We start from the raw sequence: 14,038 nt of genomic DNA on the forward strand, positions 1-14,038 counted from the left end.
AGCACTAATTTCTAAACGGGAGTGCCGCTGCGCGGAGAGGCCTGCACGGCTTTTGTTAGGACAAGTCGCCCCGCGCGACGGCGGAGGATGTGACCTGCCGGCAGGTTCACCGCGGGAGCCGCCTCGGGATCGAGAAGCTCCATGCAGCGCAGCACCGCCTCCCGCGAAAGATCGGGCACGGCGGAAGTACGAAGGAAATCGTAGATGCAGGCCGATTGCAGGGCCGGCGGCAGACTCTTGAGCTTGGGCAGGTGCAGGCGGCACTGCGGGTCCACCGCGGCGGCCTGCTTCACCGCCCATGCCTCGATCGCGTGGCGCTCAGCCCCGGCTTCCGCCGAGCGGACCAAGGACTCCGCGGGATCGCGCCGGGTGATGTCTGCCAGCAGCGGCAGGACCTCGTGGCGGATGCGGTTGCGGATCGCGAAGGGCTCGGCATTGGTCGCGTCTTCCCGCCAAATCAGGCTCCGCGATTCCAGCCAGGCGCGCAGCTCGGGGCGGCGACGTGAAAGAAGGGGGCGGATGCACTCCATCGGGCGGCCACCCATTGGCAGCAGTTGCACCTCTTTCATGCCAGAGACCCCGCGGCTACCGCGCAGGAGATTCCACAGGACGGTCTCCGCCTGGTCGTCGAAATGATGGGCCAGTAGAAGGCGCGGGCAGCGATACTTGCGCGAGCAGATCGCGAAAAAGGCGTGCCGGGCCTCCCGGGCCGAAGTCTCGATCGAGTGGCCCTTGTCCTCGGCCAGGGACTTCACCTCGGCCTTCCCCGACTCACAGGGGTAGCCAAGATCCCCGGCCAGTTTCTGCACGAAGCGGGCGTCCTCACAGGAGGCCTGCCCGCGAAGACCGTGGTCGAGATGGCAGACGACGACGTCACGGAAGCCATGACGGTGAAGGAGATGCAGCAGTGCAACGGAATCGGCCCCGCCGGAGACCCCCGCCAAGTAGCGGCGGCGCTTCGGAGCGTCATGGAACCACGGGACAGGGAGTGGCATTCCGCGAATCTAGGAAAAAATGTGTAGAGGCCAAATGGAAATACCGCCCTCGCCATTTCGATTGGGAAACATTAATGTTTCATCTCATGGAACCAAACGAACTGATCGGCTGGGTTCTGCTCGGGCTAGTCGCCGGCTTGCTTGCCCGCTTCCTGATGCCCGGTGAAGGCAAGGGCAGCTGGCTCATCACCATTTTCATCGGAATCATCGGCGCGGTCGTCGGCGGCTGGATCGGTCGTCACGTCGGTTTCCTGCCGCAACCGACCTCGGCGGGGATCCGCTTGCCCTCCTTCCAGTCGGTCGTGACCGCGACGGTCGGCTCGCTGATGGTGCTCAGCGTGTGGAAGTTTATCCGGGCCTGACGAGGTAGTCCGCCCAAGGATCTGAGCGGACTACGCCGAAGACAGGCCTCAACGGATCTCGTGGAAGCCGAAGTACGGCACCAGCGCTTCCGGAATCCGGATCGAGCCGTCCGGTTGCTGGCATTGCTCCAGCAGCGCGACGTAAAGGCGCGGTAGGGCGGTGCCGGAGCCGTTCAGGGTGTGGCAGAAGCGGTTTTTCCCTTCCACGTCCTTGAAGCGCAGCTTCATGCGGCGGGCCTGGTAGTCGCCGAACCACGAGCAGCTGGAAACTTCGAGATACTTCCCCTGCCCCGGTGCCCAGACCTCGATGTCGTAGGTCTTGGCGGAGTTCGCGCCGAGATCGCCGGTGCAGAGCTCGATGGTGCGGTAGTGCAGGCCGAGCTTCTCCAGCGCCGACTGGGCGTGGGCGGTCAGCTCTTCCAGCGTGCGCAGGCCGTGGTCCGGGTGGACCAGTTGGACCAGCTCCACCTTGTCGAACTGGTGCATACGGATGATCCCGCGATTGTCGCGGCCAGCGCTGCCAGCCTCGCGGCGGAAGCAGGGTGTGTAGGCCACCAGCTTCTTCGGCAAGTCACTCTCCGTGAGTAGAGTATCGCGATAAAGGTTCGTGACGGGGACCTCGGCGGTAGGAGCGAGGAAGAGCTGGTTGCGGCCATCTTCGCCGGCGTCGGTGCCGTACATGTCGTCCTCGAACTTCGGCAGCTGGCCGGTGCCTTCCATGCACTCGCGCTTCACCACGTGCGGGACGTTCACTTCCTCGTAGCCGTTCACCCCGCTCTGGAGATCCAGAAGGAAGGCGATCAGGGCGCGCTCGAGGCGGGCACCCTTGCCGCGGAAAACGGCGAAGCCGGAACCGGCGATGCGGGTGGCATCTTCCAGCGAAATCAGGCCGTGGGCCTCCGCGAGCACGAGGTGGTCCTTCGGCTCGGCGATCTCGGGCTTCTCGCCCCAGACGCGGACCACCGGATTGGCGCTCTCGTTCTCGCCCGGTGGGCAGTCCGGGTGCGGCAGGTTCGGGATATTCATCAGCAACTCGTGCTGACGCTGGGTGGCGGCATCCGCCTCGGCATCGAGGGCGGTGATCTTGTCGTTGATACCGCGGACTTCCGCCTCGATGGCGGAGGTGTCCTCGCCCTTGCTCTTCAGGATCCCGATCTGCTTGGAGGTCTGCTTGCGCTCGGACTGGAGCGCTTGCTTCTCGGTCTCGGCCTTACGACGGGTTTCGTCGCAGGCGAGAACGTCATCGATCAAATTCCAGTGGGCACCGCCGCGTGCCTTCAGACGGGCACGGATGTCGGCGGGATTTTCGCGGATCTCGCGGATGTCGAGCATGGCGCGGCGAGGCTTAGAGCATCCCCGCGCGAACGTCCACGCCTCACTTCGATAAGTGCACGACCACGAAGTAGAGCACGATCAACAGTAGAAGACCGCCGAGGACCGCCAGGAAATTGCGTTTTGCCTCGCTTGCCTTCTTTTTCCGGACCGGAACCTGGAAGTTCGTCTGGGGCGCGAAGACACGGCCTGGCTGCGGCCGGGTGGCCTGCGGGACATTGACGTTGACGTTGCTGGGTGGTGGCGGGAGATCGGGCGGCGGCGGGCCGGTCTCCACGGCAACCTCGACCGGCTGGGTGTGGTGAAGGCTTGGCGGCGCTCCGTCCCGCGCAGCCAGCGGCTGGGGCGTGGTGTGGGTCTTCACCGGCTGGGCCAAGGGAATCGGCGTCGGCACGGGGGCCGGACGAGGCGGGGCCGGGGACCCCGGAGCCCGGGGGCGGGCCGGACGCGGGCCGATCGGTTGGGTGATCGTCTGCGAGGGCGGGACATCCAGTTGGATAAAGCTCTTGAGCGTCTCGCGGGCGTTCTCCGGACGCTCAACGGGGTAACGGTTGATGTGCCACATCACCCAGTCGCAGGCCCACCTCGGCAGGTCCGGGCGGACTTGATTGAGAGGAATCACCCGGTGTTCCAAGTGCGACGCCATCACCTGCAAGGCCGTGTCGCCCTCGAAGGGCGAGCGGCCGGTCAGAGTGAAGTAGTAGACGCAGCCGATGGAATACATGTCCAAGCGCGAGTCCACCTCGCCACGCTCGAACTGCTCCGGGGCCATGAAGTAGATCGAGCCGAAGATCGAATCGTGGTGATCGACAGTCTGGAGCGAGGCCTTGGGGCTGAACTTGGCGAGACCGAAATCGAGCACCTTGGCCTGGAAGCGGCCCGAGGGCAGCCAGTTGACCATGATGTTCGAGGGCTTCAGGTCGCGGTGGATCAGGGTCAGGTCCTGGGCGGCGATCAGCGCCTCCTGGATCTGCAGGACCAGTTCGCGGAAGTCCGGCCAGGTCAGAGGGGCCTTCTCGACGATTTCATCGAGGGTCTGCCCGGTCAGCAGCTCCATGACCACGAAGGGCCCATCTTCGTCTGAGCCAACATCGTAAATGGTGACGATATTCGGATGTTGGAGCGCGGCGAGGGCACGGGTCTCCTTCTCCATCTGATTGGTGGCCTCTTCGCGGTGCTCCTCGTCGTCCCCGGAAATGATGCGTTTGACCGCCACCTCGCGCTTCAGGGCGCGATCATAGGCACGATAAACCGCGCCGAGGCCTCCTTGGCCAAGCTTCCCGCGGATCTCGTAGCGTTCCTCCATGCAGTGATCTACCGCTAATTTGAAGCCGGGGTTTGCGATGCGGCAATGAATAAAAAACCGGAGCCGTTAGGTGGCTCAATCGGCCCAGAATCTGCGGATTCCAGTGCGCAGCATCGGATCGTGGCGGCTTGCTTCGTCGATCACGTCATTATCTCCCCGCTTCCAGCCATGATAGGCGGAGATCGCCTCGAAGCCGGCATTTAGGGAACCTTGCATGGGATTGTGGAGAACCAGCCCGACCTCCATGTTCTCAGGGAGGCCGTAGGGGAAAAGGAGTCCCCCCCGGTCGAGATTTTTGATGCCGGTGGCCAGATCGGCCCGGCCGGTCATGGCCAGTTCCATGACCATGGCGTGGGGATGCAGCCAGCGAAAGCCGGGGAGATCCGCGCCGCTGGCAGTGTAGCCCGCACCGGGCATGCCGGCCTCGCCCCCGGAAAGCCCGAAGAGGCCGAGGCGGGCGGCGGCGGAATCCGGCCACTGGTCCACCACATACCGGGCCTGCCGCTCGTAGAGATCGCGCCGCGCCGCAGGCCAAACGGTGCCGGTCATCAGGTCCGGCACGGTGCTATCGAAGTCGGGATAGAAGAGGCTCTGGATCTCCGCGATGAAGGCGGCACCGCGGAAGACGCGGCCGCCGGTCTGCATGTGTCCGCGGGGTTCGCGGCCGGGAACCATCGCCTCCAAGGTCAGCACCAAGGCCGTTTCGCCACCCCAGTCGCGCCACTTGCCGGCCAGCGGGGTGGTGCCGTCTTGGGTAAAGCCGTGGCCGATCCAGCCCTCGGAGTCGGTCACTTGGTCGAAATTGAGATCCGCCACCGCCTGAGCAACCGCACCGGAGACATCCTGCAGATCCAGGATATCGGAGGCGAGCCGCAGGGCGTGGAAGGCGATCGAGGTATCGATGGTGCTGTACTCCGTACCAGGGTGGACCTCGGCACGGCCGTCCGGTCCGCGGCGGGCGAAGTGCGGAAGAAAGCCTGCCGCCTTTTGCATGCCGAGCATCGCCTGCGCGGTGCGTCGGATTTCCGCGGCCGCCGCTTCACGGTCGAGAATACCCTCTTGCGCTGCCGCCGCAGTGGCCAAGGCGTGAAGGCCTGAGGAAGAAATCGAATCGAAGACCCCCGCCGGGGTGTGTGCGCGGTCGCGGGTCAAGCCGCTGGCAGGATCGTGGCAGCGCCGCAGCTTGCCGAGCGAGATACGGAACAACCACTCCTCGGGGCTCATCTTACGGCGCTCGACCTCGAAGCCGACCGAGGAGACCTCGGCGGCGCAGCCGGGCTCGGCGACCCAGTTGACGTACTTGAGCAGGCCCAGCTCGCCGGGCTTGATCTCGAAGCGGTGGCGGCTCCTTTCGCCCGGCACCAGGGTAATCGGCTTGGCCCAGCGGACGACCTTGGCGGAGTCCGCGAGTTCAACGCGGAGTTGGCCACTGCCGCGAACATCCACGGTCACCGCTATCACCCGGGCGCGGTCCGCCTCCGGCCCGCCGAAACCGAGAACATCGTCGGGATCGAACATGCGGCCCTCTTCCAGAGCGAGGCCCGCCAGCGAGTGCCAGGTGCCGGTCCACTCGCCCTCCGCCTTGGTGCGGATGCTGCCGGAGTGGGCATCGATCCGTGCCTGGCCAGGGCCCATCCAACCGAAGTCGGTGCCGAGATGGGTGAAATTCTCGAAGGGGTTGATCGGCGGCGCGGAATTCGGCCGGTCACCGGGGAAGGAAATCGAGTAGTCCGTGACGGGCTGCCACGAGACCTCCGTCTCGGCAGCCAGCGCGAGTGCCGCTGAACCGAGGGAGAAAGCCCCGATGAAGAGAAGGGAGCGCCAATGGCGTCCACGTGCTTCTCTCCTTGTCGCGCCGGGGGGGACGGCGTTCGCATGAAGGCTCTGTTCTTTCAAAACGGAAATACTGTTGGGTGCCAGGTATTTCGGCCGGGGGTGGAGTCCCAGCACATGCCACTATGCCCGCGGGACCGGGCTCTATCAACTCTATATGGCCAACCTACGCGATTATGCGTGTTTTCCGCCCCCCTGGGAGCCCGCGCAGGTCCTGCTAGATACGGTTACGGGGTCCCTCCCGTCAGGCTTTCAGGGCCTCGCCCTGTTAGCGGCTGTCGGCGGTTGCCTTGATATCGGTTAGAGCGGCAATGAAGTCGCCGAGGATCTCGGCCGGGACCATGATCGTATCCCGATTGCCGCTGACGTCTTCAGTGATCTTCACCACCATGCCGCGAGAGTTCTCTTTGAGATCGAGGAAGAACGTTTTCCGGTCCGCCAAGATCTTTTCCGTGTGCAAAAGGTCGCTATCCACCATGCCCTCCTTTCCTTGGATGGGCGCCATTTTGTAAAGCAAACCTTAATTGTCAAGTAAAACGGCCGCCCTAGTACTAGAGGAATAGGTACTCGTGCTTGAGCCAGTGCAAGAGGTCTTCCTTGCCCTTTTCCGACTTGAGATCGGCGAAGAGAAAGGGGCGGCTGCCGCGCATTTTGGCCGAATCGCGAGCCATGACTTCCAAGTCGGCGCCGACGTAGGGGGCGAGCTCGGTTTTGTTGATGAGCAGGAGATCGCTGGTGCGGATTGCCGGACCGCCCTTGCGCGGGATCTTGTCCCCTTCCGCCACGTCGATGACATAGATGTAGGCATCGACCAGTTCGGGCGAGAAGGTGGCGGAGAGATTGTCGCCGCCGCTCTCGATCAGGATCAACTTGAGATCGGGATGGGCGCGCTCGAGGTCGACCACCGCGGCCATGTTCATGCTGATGTCATCGCGGATCGCGGTGTGCGGGCAGCCGCCGGTCTCGACCCCGCGGACGCGGTCGGCAGGTAGCACGCCCTCGCGCAGGAGGAACTCGGCGTCCTCGCGGGTGTAGATGTCGTTGGTGATGACGGCGAGGGAGATCTCGTCCTTGAGCCACTGTGAGAGGCGCAGCACGCACATGGTCTTCCCGGAGCCGACGGGGCCGCCGACGCCGAGGCGGAAGGGACGCTTGTTAGGCGGAGAGGCTGTGGAATTAGGAAATGAAGAGTCGGGCATCGGCGCGGGCATGGCGGAGTGAAGCGATTTCTAACAAAGGATTGAACCAGCCGTCGGGCGGGCGGGAGAGCGCGGCATCGATCTCCGTGCCAAGACGGTCGAGGGTGCGGCGGACGATCGACTGGCAGGCAGTCTGGCCAAGGCGCATGAGCTTCATGGATGCGGTGGCGAAGCCGCTGATGGTCTGGAAGGCAAAGGCGCGGGCCGCTTGGGTGATCGGGATTGAAGCCAGTTCGATGGCGGTGACGACGAGGTGGTGACTGAAGGGACAGGCGGCGGCGTGGGCTTCCACCAAAGGCGATGGCGCGAGCTGGCGGAGCAGCTCCAGGCGGCGGGAGCCGATGCGACGCGAGGCATCGCGGGTCTCGGCGGGGAGGCGCCAGGCGTCCAATTCGGTGTCCAATTCTAACAGGCGGGCGGTGTTAGCTTGGTTGGCCGCGGCATGGGCTTGGACGAAGTAAGGGAGGTCGAAGGTGAGGAGCGCGGGGAGGATCTGGGTGGCGAGGAAGCGCTCCAAGTCATCGGCGTTTTTCACGACGCCAGCTTCAACCAGCTCCTCCAAGCCGTAGGAGTGGGCGTAGGCTCCCGAAGGGTATTGGGAGTCATTGGCCTGCATCAGCCAGAGCCAAGGGTCAGACGGCATGGGCCATGGCTTTGAGAGGCTGGAAGAGGACGACGGGTTCGCTGAAGGGCCAGCCCTCGCGTTCGAGGAGATTGGTCATCGCTTCATCATGGAGGACGAGGATGCGGTCTTCGAGGATCTGGGCGGGGAGGTGGAGGTTGCCGACTTTCCAAGCGACGAGAGCGGCGTGCGCGGGAGAGTCGTAGATGACTTCGTACACCGCTTCGTGAAGCTGGCGGACGATGTAATCCTTGCCGTTTTGTTGGAAGATCACGCAGCCATCGGTGAGGCGGGTTTCAAGGTCGAAGCCAAACTCGGTGCCGTCTTCGGCGATGCCACGCCAGCGGCGCTTGAGGAACTGCCGGCGCTCGGCGCTAAGGGTGATCTGGTCTTCCACGGAGAGGGCGGAAGACAGGGCGAGCATGTGCTGGATGAGATGCATGGGATCCAGTGGGCGCTAGCCGCCGGTGGGGAGGTTGGAAAGGTGGAAGGCACCCGCAACGCCAATCCCAAGACAGACCACCTGGAGAAGGAATAGGCCCACCAAAGGTGCGAGACGTGCACAAAAGAAGGTGAATCCGCCATGGATGGCCAAGCCCAGCACCACCATCCAAAAGCTGAGCTGCCCCGGGAACTCCCCAACCGAAACCAAGTGGGCGAGACCCAAGGCAACGAGGAGTGGTGCGGTCAACAGAAGCTCCATCGCTTGCGGTTCGTCCGGCGATGGAGGAAGCAGGAAGAAAAGCGCCGCGAGCGTCCCTAGCCATGGGACGAGGTAGGACACGACCCGCCACCGCAGGCAGGTGTAGCTCTTTGGAATCTGCACCGGCCGGATGAAGCCGCGCCAATCTCCGTCTTGCCCAAGATGCACCTTCCCAAGATCGGGAAGATCCGCGAATCCGCGGAGGGCGCAGGATGAATTAGGAGTGAAGAATAAGGACCGCACGGCGTCCGGCGTTGCTAGAACAAGAAATACCTCTGCGCCATCGGCAGCACGGCAAGCGGCTCGCAGCGGAGCTCCTTGCCGTCGGCAGTGACGGTGTAGGTCTCCGGATCAACGGTGATCTTGGGCAGAGCAGCGTTGAATGGCAGATCACGCTTGGTGACGGAGCGGCAGCCCTTCACCGCAACGAGGCGCTTCTGAAGACCGAGGTCGTCGAGAGCCCCTGAGTCGAGCGATGCACTGCTCACGAAGGTGACGGAGGTCGAGTGGATCGCCTTGCCGAAGGCGCCGAACTGCGGGCGATACATCATCGGCTGCGGGGTGGGGATCGAGGCATTCGGATCGCCCATGTTGGCCCACGCGATCAGGCCGCCCTTGAGCACGGTCTCAGGTTTGACGCCGAAGAAGGCGGGCTTCCAGATCACCAGATCGGCGAGCTTGCCCACCTCAATGCTGCCGACCTCGTGGGCGATGCCGTGGGTAAGCGCCGGACAGATCGTGTATTTGGCGACGTAACGAAGCGCGCGGAAGTTATCGGCGGCAGGATGGGTCTCATCCTCCAGCTTGCCGAACTGGACCTTCATCTTGTGCGCCGTCTGCCAGGTGCGGGTGATGACCTCGCCGATGCGACCCATGGCCTGCGAGTCGGAGGACATCATTGAGATGGCACCGAGGTCGTGCAGGAGATCTTCCGCCGCGATGGTCTCCGGACGGATGCGGCTCTCGGCGAAGGCGACGTCTTCCGGGATGCGGGAGTCGAGGTGGTGGCAGACCATGAGCATGTCGAGATGCTCATCGATCGTGTTCACCGTGAAGGGTCGTGTCGGATTGGTGGAGGAAGGCAGGACATTCGCCTCGCCGCAGACTCGGATGATGTCCGGAGCATGGCCGCCGCCGGCGCCTTCCGAGTGGTAAGTATGGATGGTGCGGCCCTTGAAGGCGGCGAGGGTGCTCTCGACGAAGCCCGCCTCATTCAGGGTGTCGGTGTGAATGGCGACCTGCACATCGAGTTCATCGGCGACCGCGAGGCAGGTATCGATCGCGGCGGGAGTGGTGCCCCAGTCCTCATGCAGCTTCAGGCCGATGGCTCCGGCGAGGACTTGCTCGCGCAGGGGTTCGGGAGAAGAGCAGTTGCCCTTGCCGAGGAAGCCGAGATTGACCGGAAAGGCTTCCGCGGCTTCGAGCATGCGGCGAATGTTCCACTTCCCCGGCGTGCAGGTGGTGGCGTAGGTGCCATGCGCCGGGCCCGTGCCGCCGCCGAGCAAGGTAGTCGTGCCGCTGGCGATGGCATGCTCGATCTGCTGCGGGCAGATGAAATGGATGTGGGTATCGATGCCGCCGGCGGTGATGATGCAGCCTTCCCCGGCGATCACCTCGGTACCCGCGCCGATGACCATGGTGATGCCATCTTGGAGCAGCGGATTTCCCGCATGACCGATGCCGACGATGCGACCCTGTTTGATGCCGATGTCGGCCTTGATCACACCTTGGGCGGCATCAAGAATCAGGGCATTGGTAATGACGAGATCGAGGCAATCGGTATCGCAAGCCAGAGGTGACTGGGCCATGCCGTCGCGGATCACCTTGCCGCCGCCGAACTTCACTTCATTGCCATAGCCGCCATTCTCCTCGATCAGGTCGCGCTCGACCTCGATGAAGAGTTCGGTATCGGCAAGGCGCACCTGATCACCTACCGTGGGGCCGAAGGTGCCGGCGTAGTTGGCGCGGGTTTGGTTCATCGGCTGCGGGAACGGGAGCCTCGGATGCGAACGGGAACCGGGGCGGGTAGCCAAGGGAGGTACGGCGGCCTGAGATGGAGGTTAGCCGCGAACTTTCGGAACTGCACCAGGATCACTTCGACCTCCCGCCTTACTGCCTTTAGATTTAGCGTCATTTCGCGTTTTTCGCGGTTCAATTTCTAGTCCAGCTTCCCATCCACCTTGTTGTTCAGCCCGTAGATTTCCCGCTTTCCGGCAAAGACCACCAAGGGCACCTGGCGCGTATCACCCGGCTCGAAGCGCACCGCGGTACCCGCGGGGATATCAAGCCGGAAGCCACGCGCGGCGCTGCGGTCGAAGTCGAGTTCGCTGTTCACCTCGGCAAAGTGGAAGTGGCTTCCCACCTGCACCGGGCGGTCACCCTTGTTAGAAACCGCGAGACTGAGCTTGGCCAAGCCGACATTGATCTCGATGTCGGGCGCGCCGGCCGGGGTAATGATTTCGCCGGGGATCATCTCACGGGGTGGTGAACGGTGACGAGTTTGGTGCCATCCGGGAAAGTCGCTTCCACCTGGATGTCGTGGATCATCTCGGCGACGCCTTCCATGACCTGGTCGCGGGTGACGAGGGTGGTGCCGTAGCTCATGAGTTCCGCGACCGACTTGCCATCGCGGGCGCCTTCAAAGATCTCCGCAGTGATGAGCGCGACGGTCTCCGGATGATTGAGCTTGAGGCCACGGTCGCGGCGGCGGCGGGCAAGGTCCGCGGCAACGACGACGAGCAGCTTCTCCTGTTCGCGCGGGGAAAGATGCATGGCGCGGAAATCAGAGGGCTGCGATCATGGCCAGGGAAGCGCCGAAGGCGACGACGGCACCGATCTTCACGCGCAGGTTCGAGTGATAGCGGAAGACCGCCATGGCCGCGAGGGCCACCGCCACGAGACCGATCTCCAGATAGCCGTGCAGGTGGAAGTAGTCGGAGCGCAGCTTGGCAAATTCATCATCCTCGTCCGGGTGATAGTGGCCGGGATGGGCGGCGGCAATCGAAGGAAGAAGCAGCAAGAGAAACAGCAGCAGACGCTGGTGGGCTTGGCGGATCATGATCAAAGGTCAGACAGTGAGAAACTCCTTGATGAGTTCGTCGGAGAGGCCGCTCATCGGCCCGTCGGCGGCCACGCGGCCACGTTCAAGGATGGCAAAGTCATCGCCCAGCTCCTTGCAGAAATCCAAGTACTGCTCGACCAGTAGAATCGCCATCGCGCCCTCGTCGCGCAGCATCTTGATGGCATCCCCGATCTGATCGATGATGTTCGGTTGGATACCCTCGGTGGGCTCGTCCAGAATGAGAAGCTTCGGCCGGGTGAGCAGCGCGCGGCCGATCGCAAGCTGCTGCTGCTGGCCGCCCGAGAGCATGCCGCCCTTGCGCGGCAGGAATTCCTTGATGATGGGGAAAAGCGTGAAGACTCGGTCGAGCTCTTCCTTCTTCGGCTTGCGGCCGCGCGCAATGGTGCCGACATGGAGATTCTCCTCCACCGTGAGCTGAGGGAAGATCTCGCGGCCTTGCGGGACGAAGCCGATCCCCTTGAGTGCCCGCTTCTCCGGGCTGAAGCGGGAGATCTCTTCACCAAGGAGCTTCACATGACCGGCATTGGTATCCATCAGGCCGGTGATCGCCTTGAGCGTGGTCGTCTTGCCGACGCCGTTGCGGCCCATCAGGCAAAAGACGGTCTTCGGGCGGATATCGAGATCCACTCCCCGCAGGATTTGGCTGCCTCCGATCGCGACTTTGATCCCGCGGACTTCGAGCGTGGTGGCTTCAATGGCGACGGCACTCATGCAGCTTTCTTCTTGCGACCCAGATAGACTTCGATCACGCGCTCATCGTTCTGCACCTTGTCCACCGCGCCCTCGCAGAGGACTTTGCCCTGGTGGAGCACGGTGACGATGCGACCTTGGGAAATCTGGCGCACGAAAGTCATGTCGTGCTCAATCACCACGATCGTATGCTTGCCAGCCAATGACAGCAGCAGCTCGCCGGTGCGGTGCGTTTCCTCATCCGTCATCCCTGCCGCGGGCTCATCGACCAAAAGCAGCTTCGCATCCTGCGCGAGTAGCATGCCGATCTCCAGCCACTGCTTCTGGCCGTGCGCCAGGGAGCCGGCCTTCGAATAAGCGCGCTCGGTGAGCTTGATGGTATGCAGGATCTCCTCCATGCGATCCTCTTGCTCCTTGGTAACCTTGCCGAAGAGCGAGTGCCAGATCCCGCGTGAGCCCGCCAGGGAGAGCAGGAGATTCTCCTTCACCGAGTGGTCGGTGTAGACCGTAGGCGTCTGGAACTTTCGGCCGATGCCGAGACGGTAGATCTGATACTCGTTCATCTTGAGCAGATCGTGGGTCTGCTCGAAATGGAGTGTGCCGCTGTCCGGCTTAGTGCGGCCCGTGATCAGATCGAGGAAGGTGGTCTTGCCCGCGCCATTCGGCCCGATGACCGTGCGCAGCTCGCCCTTCTGCAGGGCGAAGTTGAGGTCGCGGATGGCCTGGAATCCCGAGAAGGACTTGTTCAGTCCCTCCGCGGCCAGGAGATAGGGCTGCATGCTCATTTGGTCTTCGCGGCGGAGGTGAGAAGTTCGTCTTCAGCAGCGGCGATGCGGCGGCGCTGACGGCCCGCCATGAGCTCACGGATCTGTCCCGGCAAACCCACCAGCCCCTTGGGCATGAAGAGCACCACCACCACGAAGCTGGCACCCATGATGATCAGCCAATAGTCCGGGAATTCCGTGGTCGCCCAGCTCTTGAGATAGTTCACCACGATCGCGCCGAGGATCGGACCATAGAGTGTGCCGCGGCCACCCACTGCCACCCACACCACCGCTTCGAGCGACTTGTCCATCCACATCTCGCTCGGATTGATGATGCCAACCTGCGGCACGTAGAGGGCCCCGCCGATCGCGGCGATCACCCCGGAGATCACAAAGATGAAGAGCTTGAAGTTCGCGGCCGAGTAGCCCGAGAAGAGCACGCGGTTCTCGCTATCGCGGATCGCGCGCTGGATCAGGCCGAAGCGGCTCTTGGTCAGCCAACGGCAGCCCATGAAGATCAGCACCAGAGCCACCGCGGAAGCGATGTAGAGCATGCGCTTGGTGTCCTCCGCCCGGATGTCTGCGCCCAGGATGAAACGGAAATCCGTGAAGCCGTTGTTCCCGCCCATCTTGAACTCATTGCGGAAGAACATCAGCGCCGCGCCGTAGGTCAGCGCCTGGGTGAGGATCGAGAAGTAGACGCCCTTGATCCGCGAACGGAAGGCGAGGTAGCCGAAGATTCCCGCCAGCAAGCCCGGCACCAGCAGCACCATCGCACTGGCGAAGGGGAAGGAGTAAAAGGGCTTCCAAAAGCCCGGCAGATCCTTGTAGCCGAGAAAGACCATGAAGTCCGGCAGATCGCTCTTGTACTGGCCGAGCTTGCCGATCATCAGCATCAGGTGCATGCCCAGCATGTAGCCGCCCAAGCTGAAGAACAGCGCCTGGCCGAGGCAGAGCAGTCCGGTGTAGCCCCACAGGAAGTCCACCGCGATGGCGAGGATGGCGTAACACAGGTACTTGCCCCAAGTGTTCAGAGTGAAGTCCGAGATGGCACCGGAGGCGTTGAGCGCTGGCATCACCACCACTAGGAACAGGGCGAGGGCGGCGAGCAGGATGGTGGGGGTCTTCCCGGCGAGCGGAGTATTCATCG

Annotated in this window: 17 protein-coding genes; 1 reads left to right on the top strand and 16 read right to left on the bottom strand. The window is 63.3% G+C overall.

All coding sequences use genetic code 11. The annotated features are described in order from the left end of the window. Positions 1–11 precede the first annotated feature (11 nt). Positions 12–995 carry a tRNA lysidine(34) synthetase TilS gene (tilS, locus tag BV071_RS33115; protein WP_052573452.1) on the bottom strand — a complete coding sequence of 328 codons (984 nt, stop codon included), beginning with the start codon at positions 993–995 and terminating at the stop codon, positions 12–14. Positions 996–1,081: 86 nt separating this feature from the next. Here tilS and BV071_RS16525 point away from each other — a divergent pair, with 86 nt between their 5' ends. Continuing rightward, positions 1,082–1,357, top strand: coding sequence for a GlsB/YeaQ/YmgE family stress response membrane protein (locus BV071_RS16525; protein ID WP_035609424.1), 276 nt, complete (start codon positions 1,082–1,084; stop codon positions 1,355–1,357). A 48-nt stretch (positions 1,358–1,405) separates the two neighbouring features. On the opposite strand, the gene serS is transcribed toward BV071_RS16525, so the two are convergent. From serS to urtC, 15 genes are all read right to left on the bottom strand, one after another. Then, positions 1,406–2,689, bottom strand: coding sequence for a serine--tRNA ligase (gene serS / locus BV071_RS16530; protein WP_035609426.1), 1,284 nt, complete (start codon positions 2,687–2,689; stop codon positions 1,406–1,408). Positions 2,690–2,732: 43 nt separating this feature from the next. Further along, a complete protein-coding gene (locus BV071_RS16535) occupies positions 2,733–3,995 on the bottom strand; it encodes a serine/threonine-protein kinase (RefSeq protein WP_035609429.1) in 1,263 nt (420 codons plus the stop codon). A 75-nt stretch (positions 3,996–4,070) separates the two neighbouring features. Next, positions 4,071–5,891, bottom strand: coding sequence for a hypothetical protein (locus BV071_RS16540; RefSeq protein WP_035609431.1), 1,821 nt, complete (start codon positions 5,889–5,891; stop codon positions 4,071–4,073). A gap of 205 nt (positions 5,892–6,096) precedes the next feature. Continuing rightward, positions 6,097–6,333 carry a DNA/RNA-binding protein gene (locus BV071_RS16545; protein WP_035609434.1) on the bottom strand — a complete coding sequence of 79 codons (237 nt, stop codon included), beginning with the start codon at positions 6,331–6,333 and terminating at the stop codon, positions 6,097–6,099. 46 nt (positions 6,334–6,379) lie between these two features. Then, entirely contained in the window at positions 6,380–7,027 is a 648-nt protein-coding gene (gene ureG, locus BV071_RS16550; protein ID WP_035609969.1) for an urease accessory protein UreG, read from the bottom strand. Continuing rightward, positions 7,005–7,670 carry an urease accessory UreF family protein gene (locus tag BV071_RS16555; RefSeq protein ID WP_052573453.1) on the bottom strand — a complete coding sequence of 222 codons (666 nt, stop codon included), beginning with the start codon at positions 7,668–7,670 and terminating at the stop codon, positions 7,005–7,007. The genes ureG and BV071_RS16555 overlap by 23 nt, the downstream gene beginning before the upstream one ends. Beyond that, positions 7,660–8,091, bottom strand: coding sequence for a hypothetical protein (locus BV071_RS33120; RefSeq protein WP_052573454.1), 432 nt, complete (start codon positions 8,089–8,091; stop codon positions 7,660–7,662). Before BV071_RS33120 ends, BV071_RS16555 begins: the two co-directional genes overlap by 11 nt. 15 nt (positions 8,092–8,106) lie before the next feature. Continuing rightward, the gene (locus BV071_RS16565) at positions 8,107–8,520 is read right to left on the bottom strand and encodes a hypothetical protein (protein ID WP_035609437.1); all 414 of its coding nucleotides are present in this window, start codon (positions 8,518–8,520) and stop codon (positions 8,107–8,109) included. A gap of 89 nt (positions 8,521–8,609) precedes the next feature. Then, positions 8,610–10,331: an urease subunit alpha gene (ureC, locus tag BV071_RS16570; protein WP_035609440.1), complete on the bottom strand. Its 1,722-nt coding sequence runs from the start codon at positions 10,329–10,331 to the stop codon at positions 8,610–8,612. A 179-nt stretch (positions 10,332–10,510) separates the two neighbouring features. Further along, on the bottom strand, positions 10,511–10,825 hold the full coding sequence (locus BV071_RS16575; RefSeq protein ID WP_035609443.1) for an urease subunit beta: 315 nt from the start codon (positions 10,823–10,825) through the stop codon (positions 10,511–10,513). Then, a complete protein-coding gene (locus tag BV071_RS16580; protein WP_035609445.1) occupies positions 10,822–11,124 on the bottom strand; it encodes an urease subunit gamma in 303 nt (100 codons plus the stop codon). Before BV071_RS16580 ends, BV071_RS16575 begins: the two co-directional genes overlap by 4 nt. A 10-nt stretch (positions 11,125–11,134) precedes the next feature. Next, the gene (locus tag BV071_RS16585; RefSeq protein ID WP_035609447.1) at positions 11,135–11,410 is read right to left on the bottom strand and encodes a hypothetical protein; all 276 of its coding nucleotides are present in this window, start codon (positions 11,408–11,410) and stop codon (positions 11,135–11,137) included. Positions 11,411–11,419: 9 nt separating this feature from the next. Continuing rightward, on the bottom strand, positions 11,420–12,145 hold the full coding sequence (urtE, locus tag BV071_RS16590) for an urea ABC transporter ATP-binding subunit UrtE (RefSeq protein WP_052573455.1): 726 nt from the start codon (positions 12,143–12,145) through the stop codon (positions 11,420–11,422). Next, positions 12,142–12,909 carry an urea ABC transporter ATP-binding protein UrtD gene (gene urtD, locus BV071_RS16595; RefSeq protein WP_035609448.1) on the bottom strand — a complete coding sequence of 256 codons (768 nt, stop codon included), beginning with the start codon at positions 12,907–12,909 and terminating at the stop codon, positions 12,142–12,144. Before urtD ends, urtE begins: the two co-directional genes overlap by 4 nt. Then, entirely contained in the window at positions 12,906–14,036 is a 1,131-nt protein-coding gene (urtC, locus tag BV071_RS16600; protein ID WP_035609450.1) for an urea ABC transporter permease subunit UrtC, read from the bottom strand. The genes urtD and urtC overlap by 4 nt, the downstream gene beginning before the upstream one ends. Positions 14,037–14,038: the final 2 nt, after the last annotated feature.

Origin of the sequence: Haloferula sp. BvORR071, from assembly GCF_000739615.1 — a bacterium.
Taxonomy (GTDB): Bacteria; Verrucomicrobiota; Verrucomicrobiia; order Verrucomicrobiales; family Akkermansiaceae; genus Haloferula.

Excerpts from the sequence above, each read along its gene's own strand:
- BV071_RS16580 (WP_035609445.1), bottom strand. The coding sequence starts at position 11,124 with ATGCATCTTTCCCCGCGCGAACAGGAGAAGCTGCTCGTCGTCGTTGCC.
- serS (WP_035609426.1), bottom strand. The coding sequence starts at position 2,689 with ATGCTCGACATCCGCGAGATCCGCGAAAATCCCGCCGACATCCGTGCC.
- tilS (WP_052573452.1), bottom strand. The coding sequence starts at position 995 with ATGCCACTCCCTGTCCCGTGGTTCCATGACGCTCCGAAGCGCCGCCGC.
- BV071_RS16545 (WP_035609434.1), bottom strand. The coding sequence starts at position 6,333 with ATGGCGCCCATCCAAGGAAAGGAGGGCATGGTGGATAGCGACCTTTTG.
- BV071_RS33120 (WP_052573454.1), bottom strand. The coding sequence starts at position 8,091 with ATGCATCTCATCCAGCACATGCTCGCCCTGTCTTCCGCCCTCTCCGTG.
- BV071_RS16555 (WP_052573453.1), bottom strand. The coding sequence starts at position 7,670 with ATGCCGTCTGACCCTTGGCTCTGGCTGATGCAGGCCAATGACTCCCAA.
- urtC (WP_035609450.1), bottom strand. The coding sequence starts at position 14,036 with ATGAATACTCCGCTCGCCGGGAAGACCCCCACCATCCTGCTCGCCGCC.
- BV071_RS16575 (WP_035609443.1), bottom strand. The coding sequence starts at position 10,825 with ATGATCCCCGGCGAAATCATTACCCCGGCCGGCGCGCCCGACATCGAG.
- urtE (WP_052573455.1), bottom strand. The coding sequence starts at position 12,145 with ATGAGTGCCGTCGCCATTGAAGCCACCACGCTCGAAGTCCGCGGGATC.
- ureG (WP_035609969.1), bottom strand. The coding sequence starts at position 7,027 with ATGCCCGACTCTTCATTTCCTAATTCCACAGCCTCTCCGCCTAACAAG.
- urtD (WP_035609448.1), bottom strand. The coding sequence starts at position 12,909 with ATGAGCATGCAGCCCTATCTCCTGGCCGCGGAGGGACTGAACAAGTCC.
- BV071_RS16535 (WP_035609429.1), bottom strand. The coding sequence starts at position 3,995 with ATGGAGGAACGCTACGAGATCCGCGGGAAGCTTGGCCAAGGAGGCCTC.
- ureC (WP_035609440.1), bottom strand. The coding sequence starts at position 10,331 with ATGAACCAAACCCGCGCCAACTACGCCGGCACCTTCGGCCCCACGGTA.
- BV071_RS16585 (WP_035609447.1), bottom strand. The coding sequence starts at position 11,410 with ATGATCCGCCAAGCCCACCAGCGTCTGCTGCTGTTTCTCTTGCTGCTT.
- BV071_RS16525 (WP_035609424.1), top strand. The coding sequence starts at position 1,082 with ATGGAACCAAACGAACTGATCGGCTGGGTTCTGCTCGGGCTAGTCGCC.